This window comes from Candidatus Sulfotelmatobacter sp. (genome assembly GCA_036500765.1).
Taxonomy (GTDB): Bacteria; Acidobacteriota; Terriglobia; order Terriglobales; family Acidobacteriaceae; genus Sulfotelmatobacter.
In genome coordinates this window covers 929,513-944,355 of record DASYBM010000004.1, presented here as the reverse complement: position 1 = coordinate 944,355, position 14,843 = coordinate 929,513, and the positions used below count along the sequence as shown (strand labels likewise).

General features: G+C 55.9%; 13 protein-coding genes. 2 read left to right on the top strand and 11 right to left on the bottom strand.

Annotated features, from left to right (window positions below; translation table 11 throughout):
* Window positions 1-63: 63 nt before the first annotated feature.
* Both VGM18_07045 and VGM18_07040 read right to left on the bottom strand, forming a co-directional pair.
* Window positions 64-924 carry a TIM barrel protein gene (locus VGM18_07045; protein ID HEY3972742.1) on the bottom strand — a complete coding sequence of 287 codons (861 nt, stop codon included), beginning with the start codon at window positions 922-924 and terminating at the stop codon, window positions 64-66.
* 33 nt (window positions 925-957) lie between these two features.
* The gene (locus VGM18_07040) at window positions 958-3,405 is read right to left on the bottom strand and encodes a protein kinase (protein HEY3972741.1); all 2,448 of its coding nucleotides are present in this window, start codon (window positions 3,403-3,405) and stop codon (window positions 958-960) included.
* Between the two features lie 193 nt (window positions 3,406-3,598).
* On the opposite strand from VGM18_07040, the gene VGM18_07035 reads away from it, so the two are divergent.
* Window positions 3,599-4,234 (top strand): VTT domain-containing protein, encoded by a 636-nt coding sequence (locus VGM18_07035; GenBank protein HEY3972740.1) that lies wholly within the window; start codon window positions 3,599-3,601, stop codon window positions 4,232-4,234.
* Window positions 4,235-4,313: 79 nt separating this feature from the next.
* Here VGM18_07035 and VGM18_07030 read toward each other — a convergent pair whose 3' ends face one another.
* From VGM18_07030 to VGM18_06995, 8 genes are all read right to left on the bottom strand, one after another.
* Window positions 4,314-5,534: a hypothetical protein gene (locus VGM18_07030; protein ID HEY3972739.1), complete on the bottom strand. Its 1,221-nt coding sequence runs from the start codon at window positions 5,532-5,534 to the stop codon at window positions 4,314-4,316.
* Between the two features lie 34 nt (window positions 5,535-5,568).
* The gene (locus VGM18_07025) at window positions 5,569-6,132 is read right to left on the bottom strand and encodes a hypothetical protein (protein ID HEY3972738.1); all 564 of its coding nucleotides are present in this window, start codon (window positions 6,130-6,132) and stop codon (window positions 5,569-5,571) included.
* Between the two features lie 12 nt (window positions 6,133-6,144).
* Window positions 6,145-7,218, bottom strand: coding sequence for an aminopeptidase (locus VGM18_07020; GenBank protein ID HEY3972737.1), 1,074 nt, complete (start codon window positions 7,216-7,218; stop codon window positions 6,145-6,147).
* Between the two features lie 11 nt (window positions 7,219-7,229).
* Window positions 7,230-8,366, bottom strand: coding sequence for a carboxylate-amine ligase (locus VGM18_07015; GenBank protein HEY3972736.1), 1,137 nt, complete (start codon window positions 8,364-8,366; stop codon window positions 7,230-7,232).
* 271 nt (window positions 8,367-8,637) lie between these two features.
* A complete protein-coding gene (locus tag VGM18_07010; protein HEY3972735.1) occupies window positions 8,638-8,868 on the bottom strand; it encodes a DUF1801 domain-containing protein in 231 nt (76 codons plus the stop codon).
* Window positions 8,869-9,040: 172 nt separating this feature from the next.
* A complete protein-coding gene (locus VGM18_07005) occupies window positions 9,041-10,057 on the bottom strand; it encodes a hypothetical protein (GenBank protein HEY3972734.1) in 1,017 nt (338 codons plus the stop codon).
* A 151-nt stretch (window positions 10,058-10,208) separates the two neighbouring features.
* Window positions 10,209-10,886 (bottom strand): hypothetical protein, encoded by a 678-nt coding sequence (locus VGM18_07000; GenBank protein ID HEY3972733.1) that lies wholly within the window; start codon window positions 10,884-10,886, stop codon window positions 10,209-10,211.
* Window positions 10,887-11,040: 154 nt separating this feature from the next.
* Window positions 11,041-11,751, bottom strand: coding sequence for an alpha/beta hydrolase-fold protein (locus VGM18_06995; protein HEY3972732.1), 711 nt, complete (start codon window positions 11,749-11,751; stop codon window positions 11,041-11,043).
* A gap of 278 nt (window positions 11,752-12,029) precedes the next feature.
* Here VGM18_06995 and VGM18_06990 point away from each other — a divergent pair, with 278 nt between their 5' ends.
* Entirely contained in the window at window positions 12,030-13,325 is a 1,296-nt protein-coding gene (locus tag VGM18_06990; GenBank protein HEY3972731.1) for a cation:proton antiporter, read from the top strand.
* Between the two features lie 84 nt (window positions 13,326-13,409).
* On the opposite strand, the gene VGM18_06985 is transcribed toward VGM18_06990, so the two are convergent.
* Complete coding sequence (locus tag VGM18_06985) at window positions 13,410-14,513, bottom strand: hypothetical protein (protein HEY3972730.1); 1,104 nt, start codon at window positions 14,511-14,513, stop codon at window positions 13,410-13,412.
* Window positions 14,514-14,843: the final 330 nt, after the last annotated feature.

Below are 14,843 nucleotides of genomic sequence, written 5' to 3'. Positions count from 1 at the left end.
AGGATGCGGCCTAACCCCGGTTTGAGGCAAATTCTTTCATTAAGACCGGAAGCCGGAAGCCGACTACACGTCGCACAAATCGGCTGCTTTACCCAGCGAAGCCAGCGGGTCTCCGGACGGAACAAATTCATGCGCCACATACCCACCGTAATCAGTGCCCACGATGGCTCGCATCACTGCGTCCCACTGAACTTCCTGTGTGCGATCAAGTTCGTGGCGGCCCGGAACGCCGCCGGTGTGAAAGTGGCCAATCCACTGGATGTTTCGCCGGATTGTCTCAATGAGATCACCTTCCATGATCTGCATGTGGTAAATGTCGTACAGCAGTTTCACGTTTGGAGAATTGACTTCTTCGATCACGCGAACGCCCCAGGCCGTGTGGTCGCACATGTAATCGGGATGGTCGCGCTTGCTGTTGAGCAACTCCATGCAGATGGTTACGCCGTGATCTTCGGCGATTTTTTTGACTCGATTGAGCCCGGCAATCGTGTTGCGCGCGCCTTCCTCGTCCGACATTCCGCCACGATTTCCCGAAAAAGCAATCACATTGGGCATGCCCGCCTTCGCCGCGCGAGGAATATTCGTGCGGAATGCCTGCTCAATCGTGGCATGATTATCGACCCGATTGAGAGCTTTGCCGATCTCTCCGCCACCAGCGTATCCCATGGTGCATAGCAAGCCATAGCGGCGCGGAATTTCGTACTCGTCAGGCTGCAGCAGGTCGACGCCGCGCAGCCCGATTCTTGCGGCATATTCCGCCAGTTGGTCCAGAGGAATTTTCTGATAGCACCAGCGGCAGACTGATTGATGAATGTGGCCCTTGCGTAGTATCGCTCCATCAAAAGTCATCGCAACGGAAGGTATCCCGAAGGCCGCTCCGACAACCGAAGCCTTCAGGGCTGCCCGCCGTGTAATTTTCCGCATGGCTTACTAGGTTCTTCTGAGAACTGAGAACGGCTACTGACGCCCTTCCTTCAAAGCTGCCTCGCATTTGCTCGAGGCCGTTAGCACTTCATCGAAGGCAGTGTCTTTGCGCAGATCCTTCAGCAGGGGATCGTCGAGCAGAGCGGCGTTCGCGCAATAGTTCTGCTGCACGGCGGCCTTCAGCAGACGCAGTGCGGGTTCATTCTGCCCGCACGCCGCCATCAGCGCGCCCACGTGATACCAGGCTTCGGCATCGGGCTCCATCATGACCGAAGCTTCATTCTCACGCACAATTCGTGCCAGATCCGCCGGACGTTGCTGCGCCGTGCAGGCCTCCATGAGTTCGCGGTGATAGGTTGGGCCCTTGCCCATGCTGCCTGCGCTGGCGTGCGCTTCTCGTACGTTGCCCTCGGCCAGATGCACATAGGGAGTGACCCAGGCGGCCCATTCCGAACCCGCATCCAGGTGCACAAAGTCCATGGCCCGGTCGGTCTTGCCCATTTCCAGGAACGACCACGCGCAGGAGCGGAAGGCATAGTTGCCGGGGTCGAGAGCTCGCGCCGAGTTGCATTCCTGAGTCGAGCGATCGAGTAGGCCCGCGTAACGCAGCACATAGCTGAGCGCGAAGTGAGCGTCGGCGCTTTGTGGGCGCCGCTGCACCAGGTTGGTAGCCGCATCGTAGGCGCGTCCGAGTTCGCCCCGCTCCACCCGAGCGGTAATCAGATTGCTGGCGGCCATCCCCCGATTCGGATCGAGCGACAAGGCCCGTTCGTAGGCCGAATTCGATCGTTGGAACACGGACTCGCCGCCGCCGCCGTAAATAGAGTCCCAATAATATCTCTGGCCCAGAGCCTCCCAGGCTGGCGCATAGCTGGGGTCGATGCCCACCGCCCACTCCAACATCTTGATGGCTTCCTTATTCGGCCCCGGATCGTGCGGGACCGCGACGCTGCGCAAATAGAAGTCATAGGCCTGCTGGTTCTTCGGTCGGGAGGCGGCGGCTTCGTTTGTGCCAGCGCCACCACCTAAAATCGGCAACAAGCCGCGCTGCACCTGGGTGACCAGTTGATCCTGTAACCCAATCATGTCGTCGGCTTTGGCCGTAACCGTGCCCTGCCAGAGCAGTCGGTCGGTGGGCACGTCGATCGCCTCCAGCGTCACCGTCAACATGTCGCCCTGCTTCATGAAGTGCCCTTGCAGCAACCGCCCGACGCGCAGATCCTTGCCCACGACTTTCGGATCGAGATCGAGAGCCACATATTTCCGAGTAACCGAGGACGGCCGCACTTCCAGCGAGCGCGAATAGGTCAATACATTCGACAATTCATCGGCCAGCGCGAAGCGCAGGTAGTCGATGTTGATATCGCCGTTCATGTTTTGCAGCGGCAGTACGGCGATCGCGTTACGCTGCTCCTCGTTCGCCACTTCTCGATGCTTGTACCACCACGCCCCTACCGATGCCAATACCGTGACCAGCAGAGCCGCCATGCCCAGCACCAGATATATCTGCCACGACGAATTCCGGCCAAAGGTTCGCGAGGCGGCGCGCAGGATCGCAGTATTGGTTCCACTCTTGACTGTGCCCGACTCGGTTTCACGCTTGAGCAGGGCCAGGTCGGAACGCATATCCGCCGCGCTCTGGTAGCGGTGGTTGCGATCCTTCTCCATCGCCTTGCCGATGATCCCTTCCAGTTCAACCGGAACCTTGGGATTTAAATCTTTCGGCGGCGTCGGTTTCGCGTGCAGCACGGCGTCAAGCGTGACCAGGGAGTTGTTGCCGGTGAATGGCTTTTTGCCGGTCGACATCTCATAAAGGACAACGCCAAACGAAAACAGATCGCTGCGGGCGTCGATGGTCTCGCTGCGAGCCTGCTCCGGCGACATATACACTGCCGTACCGGGGATGACGCCCACGGCCGTAAGGGAATTGTCGTTGTTGCCGTCGCTCTCCGGTCCCATGCCGTGCACAAGTTTGGCCAAGCCAAAGTCGAGCACCTTCACCTGCCCAGTGGGAGTCAGAAAGATATTGGCCGGCTTGATGTCGCGGTGCACGATTCCTTTTGTGTGCGATGCCACCAGCGCATCTGCCACCTGCACCCCGACGTCGAGCACTTCCTCCACCTTCATGGGTTGCCCGGAGATATGCTGCTTCAGGCTCTCGCCATCGAGCTTTTCCATGACAATGAAGGGGTGCCCCTCGTTGTCTTCAATACCGTGGATGGTGCAAATATTGGGATGATTGAGTTGCGAGGCGGCGCGCGCCTCGCGAGTAAAGCGCTCCAGCGACTTGGGGTCGTGGGCCAGATTTTCGGGAATGAACTTCAGAGCGACGTGGCGGCCTAGTTTGAGATCCTCGCCCTCATATACCACGCCCATACCCCCGCCCCCAAGCTTGCCGAGGATACGGTAATGGGATACCTGCTGGCCGATCATGAGAGGGCGCTCGGCGGTAATGTTAGGCTCCCGACCCAATCCGGTCAACTCCCTTATTTTCCGAGGCCTACAAAGCGCCGGTCACTATATGATCAGATGCCCCTTCGACCAATCGCGGTTTGCGCGAATATCATGAAAGCGTACCAATCGCTGTTTTCCGGACGTGGCGCCGGCATTATTTTGCAAAAACGGAGCGGAATTCGTCTCCGAATACAAGATCCCATCTTGATATATTGGCAGGATGTTGAGCTTTTTCGCTCCGAAGCCCAGGCATCCACCGACGCGCAGCGTTGCCTGGCAAATACAGCACCTGGGAGCGCTGGGGCTGTTCTTGGTGGCGGTTCTCGACAGTTCTCCGATTCCAACCTTTGGAGCCCCCGATATTCTGACCGCGGTTTTGTCGGCGAGCCACCGCAATCCGTGGTGGGAGTACGCGGCGACCGCCACGATCGGATCGATCCTCGGCGCTTACATTACGTTTCAAATCGCGCGCAAGGCTGGCTCGGCCTACCTTGACAGCAAGTTCAAAAAAGGCAAAGTATCCAAGTTCATGAATGTTTTTAAGAAGTGGGGCACGGGAACTCTGGTCGCCTCCACGATCATTCCTCTGCCAACCCCAACCACCATGTTTTTTGCTGCTGCAGGCGCCTCCGATTATCCGCGAGGACGATTTCTGATCGTCGTGACAGTGTGTAGGGCGATCCGCTATTCCGCCATCGCTCTGGTGGCCGAGGTGTACGGCCGCCGCGTTGTCCGGGCCTTGCGCCATCCCATGCAGTACTGGGGATGGATGCTGTTGTTTGCCGGGATTACGCTAGCCTTGGTGGTGGGCGGAATTCTCATCAACCGCAGGATGGCGACGGCAGAAGCGAAGTGACCGCGAATACCCATCGCAAAGGCTGGGTCCCTATGTTTCGCGTTTTTTCGAGACGTGAGCTTCTTTGCCGTCCACTGATTCACTCTTCCAAATAAAATCCCGCCGAGGCCCCTACCCACTCCATATTCTTGTTGTGATCCACGCCCATCATCAGCCCGCGGCCCATGCGAATGATGGTCAGCACGGGCATCAATTTTTCGAGCCATACATACATCACGCGCACTTCGGCCTTCGTGGGACCGAAGGGAGTTGCAATCACCGGCTCGAAATGCATGCGCTCCTGCAAAATGTAGTGGGGACGCTTCTCCGCCGGAATCGCGGCGATATCTTCTTTCTTCGGCGCGATAATTACTCCCAGCCCCGCAAAAGAATACAGCGGCTTCAGCGCATAGTTTTCCAGATCAACAGGAATTTCATCGAGGCGATCCAGGAACCAGGTCTTCGGCACCGACTCATGCTTCAAGTAGGGAATGGAAAACTTGCTGATGCGGAAATACCAATTGGGATGTCCCGCCCACTCGACGTCGAGATCGTCGCGCCAGTCAAACGCGAGCTTGATGTGCTTGCGCTCCAGTTCATCGACGATGGCGCGGTTATAGATGCGCTCGATCGGCACACGCTTCCCGCCGCGCTCGTAATAGAGCCGCGAACTTTCTTTCTTGATGTCGACAATGTCGACGGTGCGCACGCCCAGCATTTTCTCTGTCAGCAGAAAATCCGGAACGGTCTTCTGATGGAGCGGATCGATCTCCATCAAAATCACATTCTCAGGATCATGATTGCCGACGATGGCCCGGTTCAGCAGCTCGCGATACGAATCCCCATCAAGCCGGCTGAGGAAATACTTGACCGACGACCGAGGGCCGAGGACCGACGTCGCCATTTCCCGTAGCCCATACACATTGATATAGGTCTCCGCCAGCGGCCCCTGATAGGCATACAGGGAAGGAAAAGCTTGCAACTCGACGAGTTTCGGCTGCAACTCGCCGAGCTCATTGCGCACCAGCCCAAAATCCACTTGCACAAACATGGGATGCGGCGCTTCATTTGGGACTTTGAATTCGGCTGGAACCGCCTCATCCGATTTCGCACGGTAGGCCGGACTGTCGACCAATTGCCGAATCAGCGACTGGCCATCTGTGGCGATGCGGTCGATGAGTTCCTTCGGAAAGAAGCAAGGTGTCTCGGACAGCCGAAACTGCACCTGCGTCCCGCAAGTCTCGTCCACGCGCCGTAAAAAATCTTGATATTTTTCAGGAGTGAATCCGGTGTTGAACGCCTCGCGCAGAGAAGGAATCATACTGTTTGATTGTCGGCCGGTGGGGCACGAGAGCTTACCTGTCGTCCGAATCTTGGAGCGGGAACTTTATCCAATCCCAATGTTTCAATAGCTGTCTTTGTTGCTCGTCGAATTCAGCATTGTATCGATGCATGTGCGGCACAGGGAATTGCACATCGTCACACTTGGCGAAACCATCGGAAGTCAAGATTCTCTCGAAGGCTTCAAGCGGGCCGTACGCATAGATGACGTTGTGGTTGTCATACACGAGCAGAGAAGAGTTGTCGATTGACATGATCCAGAAATGGTGGCGAGCGTCCTTTTCAAGAAGGTCCTGAAACTCCCACAGGAACTCTTCAAGCTGGTGCGAGTTGATCGGCTCGGGACTCTGATAGCGGCCCGCTTCTCCGCCGCCGCGCGGGACTAGCAAAACGAAAAGAAGACCGAATGGGCTTTCCATCGCGGCAGTCAGTTTGCTAATTATCCTGATTTGAGCCGCGGCCGGAGCGATGACCAGCCGGGGTGGTCCGCTTGTCTTCTCCACCGCCCAGCAGTTCGCGTACTGGAACGGAGCCTCAACCCCCGATGCGTTCAGATGGCCGAACTTATAAGGCTCCACGACCATAGTTTCCTACGCTTCCACCAGAAACTTCCCCTCGCGCATAATCTGCTCGTCGTCAACCCAGATATTAAATTTCCGCCCGACAACATCAATGTGCGTGGTCGAATCCCACTCCGCACCGGTGTGGGCGCCGTAGGGATTGCCAAACGCAATATGCACGCCGGGATACTTCTCGTCCTGGAGAATCTGCCCGATCACTTCTTTTAAGTCGATATTCGTGCCGATAGCAAACTCGCCAACGCGGTCGCTGTTCTCGTCGGTGTGAGTATATTTCCAGAAGTCGTTTTCCAGTTCGCGATTCTGCGAGTGCGCTTCGGTGAGCCGGTTACCCTTCATGCGTATGGTTAGCGGATTGTCCTGCAAATTGCCAAACTTCGCGCACAGATAATCGCCCACTACGCCATCAATCACAAACGTTCCGTTGACCTCGCCCGGGGTCGTGAAAATTTCCCCGCCCGGCAAGTTGCCCCACTTTTCCGGCGAGATAATTCCGCTGGTCTTCAGCCACTTGTAATTGGGATTCAAATCGGCAGTCAGATCCGTGCCGGCTGCGGTCGTGGCCCGCACCTGCCGCGCCTTCCGCACCATGGCAACTACCTTGGCGCTCAAGCGGTCGACTTTCTGAAAATCCGCGCGCATGCCTTCCAGCATGATTTGGCGATTGATGTTTACCATGTGCGCGTGGCGAATCTTGCGCCGGTTGACCACGTCGGTCATCTGGATGCGTGACCGCAGCTCGTTCGTCTGTGCCTGCACCGCAAAAATCGAAACCTGGCTGGTTTCGAGATCATCGAGAATCGCGCGCGGCAAATCAGTCAGCGGACGCTCCGCCAACTCTTCCAGCACCCAGGCGTGATAAGGCGCGCCCAGTTTTTGCAGTTCATGCCCAATGGCGGCTGCGATCTCAATCGTCGCCTCGTCGGTGATCAAACAGACCTGCTCGTCAGGCTGCACGCGCAAGCACACTTTGACGGCATTGACAGCCCCCGGCGTGTACTCAGGATCGAATGGAATGTTAAGGTTGGCCTGACGTTGTGCCTGTGTATTTTGCACAGGCGGAGCGGGAGTTTTGACTTGGTCCACGTGAGCGCTCATTAACCTACTTTTCGAACGGCAACCGGATCGTCTTCCAAACCCGCTTCCGTTTCTTCAATGATGTAATCGACAACTTTCTTCAAATCCCCGGTTTGCTCGAACACGCGCAACTGGCGGTCGGCCCCGCTGCCGTGCTCCAGAATCTTGTGGATGTAATTCAATTCTTCGCGCGAGCCCAGTTCGTCCACAACGTCGTCTACGAAATGCAGATACTCGTGGATCAAGTCCCGCGCCGGAACTTCGATCTGCTTGCCGAAATCGATCATCTTGCCGTCGAGGCCATAGCGCGAAGCCCGCCACTTGTTTTCCATGATCAGCGCGCGCCGGTACAAGCGGAATCCCTGATTCGCTGTAAACAGCTTGTGAAGTTTCGCTACAGTCGCCTGAATCAGCGCGGCCAGTGCGATCGTCTCATCCGCCCGCATGGGTACGTCGCAGACGCGAAATTCGAGCGTATTGAAAAAAGGATGCGGCCGAAGGTCCCACCAGATTTTCTTGGCGTTGTCGATGCAGTTGGTCTTAATGAGGAGTTTGATGAAATTCTCGTATTCGCCCCAACTCGGGAAATAATCCGGAATATTAGTGCGCGGAAACTTGTCAAATACTTTGCACCGATATGATTTCAGTCCGGTGTTCATTCCCAGCCAGAAGGGCGAATTAGTCGATAGCGCCAGAATGTGCGGCAGAAAATAGCGCGCGTGATTCATCATGTGAATCGCGGTCTCACGATCATCGATGCCGATATGCACGTGCAGGCCGAAAATCAGATTGGCCCGCGCCACCAGTTGCAAGTCTTCGACAATTCCCTTGTAACGGTCGTCTGGATAAATTTCCTGCACCCGCCAATCCGAAAACGGATGCGTCGCCACCGCCGCCAGCCGCAGGCCGTTCTCCTTGGCCAGGCGCACAATGTCGCGCCGGAGCATCTTTACTTCCGCCTTGGCCTCTTTGATGTTCTGGCAAATCCCCGTGCCTACTTCAATGACGGATTGGTGCATCTCCGCCTTGACCCGCTCCTGCAGAAGCATTTTGCCCTTCTGCAAAAGCTCGGCATGAATATGCGACCGCAGCTCTCCCGTCGCCGGGTCGACGGTCTGATATTCCTCTTCAATTCCGATGGTGAAAGTCGGGGTCATTCGCTTGTTTTGCCGTCACTCTTCTCCACTCATTCTCATTCCTCGCGAAGCGAGGAAACTGCTGTTCGCCGCCAATACCATGGCTCACGGCGAACTCTTCCAGTATACCAACGGGCGGAAAAACCACGGCAAACCCAATCCCACTCCGCGTTTTCCTTAACCCGTTCTTTCACGATCTTCTTAATCAGGGCGTCGGGCAAAGGCTTGTCGGATGGGAATCGGATGGTCCCCTTCGAAGTGCGATAGCCCTTCAACTCCTTTGCAAAGGTGTTCATGACGCCCGACCGGTCGGAAATAAGCCGCAATGATTTTTAAATGCCGCGTAGCCAACGAGCATTCCGTTGTTCTTGAACATTGGAATCCCGTAGCTGATTACTTCGGTCGTTTCCTTCGGCACCACCGACTGAATCACGGCACGAACATGTTTCAGCGTGCTGCGCGGCGGTTCGGGAAGTTGAGCCAGATATTCGTCTACGGTTTTAGCGGCAGCTTTGCCTTTCATAATCTAAAACGGTCCGTCATCCTCAGCGAAGCAAAGGAACCCATGCAGTTGCCTGCAACTTCGAGAGTGCTGCCAAGCTGCATAGATCCTTCGGCCCGCAAAGAACGCGGTCCTCAGGATGACAAGCCATTTAGGTACAGGAGAAATTGGGCTTATTGACCTAGCGCGGCGACTACTTCGTCACTTTTCCTTTCTTTCGTGCCGCGACCCACTCCGGTTCGGCCTTGCGTTGCGGTTTCTCCGCCGGCGATCCCGCCAGGAACTCTGCCCAGCGCAACTCCTTCACCGGACTCTCGCCGCTTAGCGCCATCTTCACCGCCATCTCTGCGACGGCGTTCAATATCCATTCGAAATTTTCCTGACCTACCGATGTGACCTCAGCGTCCGGCGCTGGATTCAGAAAGTCGATTGCATAGGGCACTCCGCCCTCAACTGCAAACTCGACGGTATTCAAGTCGTATCCCAAAGCCCGGCAGAGCGACAACGCATCCTTCACCATGCGCTGATGCAGTGCCGGCGAGGACGGCGGCGGATTCCCCTTCACGTAGCGCTCATGAAACGGCGCCCGCGGATCGTATTTCATGATGTGCACTTTCTCTTGCCCCACCACGTAGCAGCGGTAATATTCTTCGAACACCACGCCGTGCTGCAGGGTCATGCACAAGTCGCCGGTCTGGTTGTAGTAATGAAAAAATTCTTCCGGCGAGTGCACATGATAGACATGCTTCCATCCGCCTCCGGAATAAGGCTTCAAAAACGCCGGGAAGCCGACGTAGTCGAACAACTCCTGCCAGTTCAGCGGAAACATTAAATTCCGCATCGACATGTCGGTCGTTCCTTCGGGATGCTTATTGTGGGGCAGAATCACCGTCGGCGGAATCGCCACGCCCATCTTGTGAGCGAGAGCGTAGTTGAAGAACTTGTCGTCGGCCGTCCACCAGAACGGATTGTTGACGACGATCGTTCCGTGCAGCGCGGCGTTCTTCAGATACGCGCGATAAAACTGGATATCCTGCGAAATCCGGTCGATGATTACCGCGTACTTCTTCGGCTCATCCATGCGGATGCCGCCGATCTTCAGGAACTCTGCCTCGACGCCATCAACATTCATCGAGTTGATCTTCTCGACCAACGCCGGAGGAAATGTATTCTCCATCCCAAAAAGAATGCCAACCTTCTTAACGCTCACGAAATTCTCCTAGTCCTTAGGACGAAATATCATACCTGATCGCGCTCATCGTACTCCCTAGTTTGGTTCGCAAGAAAAGGCCGGAGCTGTGAAAGCTCCGGCCAGAAATTGTTGCGCCCGAATCGTTCATTCGCACGATAAATCCGCGAATTTAGTAGCTAACCTTCAGCCCAGACTCGGTGAATGGTACCGCGTAGCTTTTTCCATTGGCCACGGAGTAAGCAACGATGTAGGTTCCCTTCGGCACTTTCTGTACGAGAGACAAGTTGATCAACCCGTTCGGCCCGAGTTCGGCGGTAACGGCATACACGTGGATGGCAAATCCGGTTACGGTCAAATCCACGTATTCGTCGTCTTCGCCTGCCCAGTTGGTGAAGCTATTCGACTTGTTGGCGCCCGCGAGCCCGAGGAATGAGTAAACTTCCTGCCCAGGCTGCATGATGCCGAAATAGCCGTTGGAAACAGGATTGATCAATCCGTAAGTTCCGCCGGTTGCAAATGTAGCCGTGCCGGCGACTCCGGTGCCGTTGGGATAGGGGTTATAAGACGTGACTCCGGTAATGGGCATCGCGGGCATGCGACGATCATATTGGCTGGGCACGCCCAGAATGATGAGGACGGGTTCTCCGGCGGTGGGAGCGCCCCCGCTATTCTGATAGATATCCACATTCCAGGCCCCGGATAAAAGGTTGGGATCGCCACCGCAGCCAGTCGCACAGCTGGTGCCAGCTCCCGGGCCAATGTGCAAAGTAGACTGTCCGACGGCCGTGGACAGCCCAGCCAGGCAGACTGACAAAACAACAAGCCCCACGCGCTTCAGCTTCGACATGCGTAAATCTCCTTTTTAGTTAACTTCTTTCGGCGCTCCGAAGGCGCGGGCCATGATGGCATCGAGTGCGAAAATATTGAAAGTGGACTAAGAGGACAGGGCCGAAAGACTCTAGTTGCGATAGAAGGCTAAAGGTCGTTTTTCGCAAAGCCTGTCAAAAGTATTTTTCGGCCATCCTCTGCCACAGCGGCCAGTCGTGCTTTGAATTGTCGTTCCAAACGTCCAGCCAGTGAGGAATTGCCTTGTTATTCAACATTGCCGAAAACTTTACATTTTGATCCAGACAGATATCCCAGTCCGCCGAGCCCAGCACGATCTTCATTTGCCGATAGCGGCTCAAGAACCAGTCATCCGACATGTTTGGAATGAAATCGGCAGGATTGTTGAAGTAGCAGTCGTCGTCGTAATAGCCATCAAGAAACTGGTGGATGTCGAACGATCCGCTCATGCTCACGCAATGCGTTACCACGTCGGGATGCTTCAAGGCAAAATTGACCGCGTGATACCCGCCGAAGCTGCAACCGGTTAGAGCCAGTTGCCATGCCTGGTTCTTCCACCGGATGAAGGGCAAGAACTCATGCAGGATGTAGCGTTCGTATTGTAGATGGCGCATCACCCGCACCCGCGGATGCACGCCCTTGTTGTACCAACTCTCGGTATCGACGGCGTCCGGGCAAAACACCTGGAGTTCGCCGCGGTCGATCTTCGGCGCCAGCGTTCCGATCATTCCGCGATCTTCATACTCGAAGAACTTGCCCATCGAGGTAGGGAAGACGACGAGCGGCATCCCGGCGTGGCCGAAGACCAGCGCCTCCATGTCCCTATGCAGTTCCTGGCTATATGCCTTGTGAAATTCGCGATTCATGTGAAACAGAAACTGGCTACCGCGCCAGATGTCCCCCGCGATAGGTCGATATTGCAGCCGAAGTATATTACCCGATAGCTGCCTCAATCCCTAGAGGCGCCTGGCGTAGTAGTTCAGTTTGGCTCACGCGCCAGGTCAGAAGGGCGGGAGATCCCTCCCTTCGCCTGAAGAACGGCTCCGGTCGGGATGACCAATGTGTTGTACAAATCAACTGAACCATTACCGGGCGGGGCGGCAAACCCTCTGCTCCGAAGGGCATCCAAGCTGCGGGCAAATACGTGTCGAACTCCGATCTCGCATCAATCTTATTTCTGCTTCTCCTCCTGGTCGGCTTCGCTCAGGTATTGGGTTACTTTGCGATGAAACTGCGCCAGCCACGAGTGGTGGGCGAAATCCTGGCCGGCGTGGTATTAGGGCCCGCCATGCTGGGGCGATTGCCATTCGCCTCTGGTCTGACCGAAGCGATCAAGCATCAAGGGAACATTCTGAATTTTGTGTACTGGCTCGGGCTCCTGCTTCTTATGTTCCTTTCAGGCGCCGAGACCCGCAATCTTTTTACGCGCGACGAACGCCGTGAGGTGGGATGGCTGACCATTGTCGGAACAGGCATTCCTTTCGCTTTGGGGCTGGCGTTGGGGCCGCGGCTGATTCGACCCGCATTGGCCGGACCCAACGGCAACCGGGTTTCGTTGATCATCATTTTGGCCGCCGGAGTCGCGGTCACGTCAGTGCCGGTGGTCTCCAAGATCTTCGCAGATTTAAGAATATTGCACACACGCTTTGCGCGGCTGGTTTTAGGCGTCGCGGTTCTGGAAGATATTGTCCTATGGCTGGCCCTGGCAATCGCTACGGCTCTGGCCGAAAAAACGGCGCTTGATCGGCGAGCGCTCTCCTATCACTTGATCGCAACCGTTGGCTTTTTTGGGTTAGGGCTTACGATTCTCCCGCGCATCGTGAAGCGAATTAACAAATCGCGTTTCAATATTGTGGCACGGCATTCGCCCGTGGCTTATGCCATCGCTGTGCTGCTGGCCTATTGTGCATTGGCTGGAGCGCTTGATGTGAGTTTGGTGTTCGCGGCGTTTCTCGCCGGGTTCGCCGTCGTCCATAAGAAACGCAGACTTTTTGCCGATGCGCTGGACGCAATTGGAAAAGTGGGGTTCGCGTTTTTCATTCCCATATATTTCGCAATTGTTGGACTGAAGCTCGATCTGCGCCGTGGTCTCTCCTTCTGGATGCTGCTTACCTTCCTTGTAGCGAGCTGTGTGGCGAAGATTCTTTCTGTAGCGCTGGCGGGACGACTCGCCGGCTTTCGAGGACTGGATTTGATCAATCTGGCAATCACGACCAACGCCCGGGGCGGGCCCGGCATCGTTCTCGCCAGTGTGGCGTTTGATGCCGGCATCGTCAGCGCGCAGTTCTACACGACTCTGGTATTAGCTGCGGTTCTCACATCCCAGATGGCGGGGGCCTGGCTCGATTACATTCTGCGCCGTGGCTGGCCCTTGTTGGCGCCGACCTTCGCGGACGAAGCTCCTGCCGTCTCGCTTGAAGAGCGTCCCTTCACTGCTTGATCTGCTGCTTATTCTGTTCGATGAGGACAAAAAAAGCCCGCCCCTTGCGGAGCGGGCCCTGCGGGGGGAAGGTGCAGAAACTATTTACGATCCGTTCGAACAAACCGACAAGGACGAATTTCCCTGGAAGCTCCACCAATCGTTTACCGATGTGGTCGCGGGCGCTCCGAAGTAGCGCAGCATCACCAGGTCCTGCAAGTTGTAGGTGAAGCCGTGCAGCATGTACGGATAGCCGCCATAATTGGAGTCTCCCTCTTCCGGATCGCCTACTTCCAGAATTCCGCAGGGCGTATTGTTTCCGTTGTAGTTGACGGTGAGCGGATCGTCTGCCCATTCGCCGACTTCGTGCGACAAGGCCGACACATCCTGCGAGAAAGCTCCCGGATGATCCACATAGGTTGCTTCCGCATAGGATTGCGGATTGCTAACGCTGCCTTCCGAGCTGTGGTAGCCGCCGATGCAGCAGCCGTTCTGCGTCAGATACGTGTCATAGAGCAGAAAAATGGGAAACTGGTTGGGCTGAATTCCCAGCTTGCTGATCAGGCCCGGAATTTGGGAGTCAAACCAGTTGATGTCGACTTCCGCTGCCGTGAAGCCAAACGGGCTCCCCGTTGTGCCGTAAGTCCGAGTCGGGCTCAAGGTCTGCTCCGCCAGCACGGTCTCACTTAACAGCAGGTGCGAGTTGGTATTCGAATGCACGATGCTCCAGAAGTTGGCGCGCTGAAACGCGTCAATGTACTGGGTCGTGCCTACGTCCACCCCACCTTGGGTGTAGGTTGTGGTGGAATCGAAGATCGGCGAATCTACGGTGTTGGTGACCACCGTGTTTCCGTTCGAGAGCACGTGCTGAGGATCGAAGGTAGTCTTCGATCCAGTGCGCGATGTGATCACGATCTTGACCGGGATAATGTAAGTCGTGACAGTGGCACTCGCGTTCGTGGAAGGCGCCGCGCCGACCATATTGTAGGTGTAGTTCTTACCGCTGTAGGTGAACGATCCATTCCAACTCTGCAACGACGCCGGCGGCGGGGCAACATCGGAACGGACATGCGGGGGCATTACCACATACCTGGGGCGAGGTTTGGCAACTTCAGCATCCTGGGCAAGCACGCTCCCAGCCAACCCAACGCAGATCAACATACACAGGGCAGTTGTGGAACTCAGGCAAAAAGCTTTTCTTCTTTTCATAACATCTGGTCTCCTTGGGAATTTTCTTTTTGACCACATTTGGTAATCAACCCTGTACCAGGCCCACAAGCCATCCAGGATCGAGTTCGCCCGCAACCCGCTCCTCGTCCTGAATTCAGGGTCAGATTTTTCTAGTCCCACAGTAGACGCGTAGTCAATGTGCAAATGTTATGGGCTGCTGTTTTGTTCTGTTTTTGTAAATTGCAAAAGGAATTTCGTTTTTCGTAAATTTGTTTTGCCCGCCAATGTACTTCCGAGTATTCTGCGTTCTCCGCCCACCGGCCGCGCGGGGAAATGAAAAACCCGTCCCTTGCGGGACGGGTTGATCTA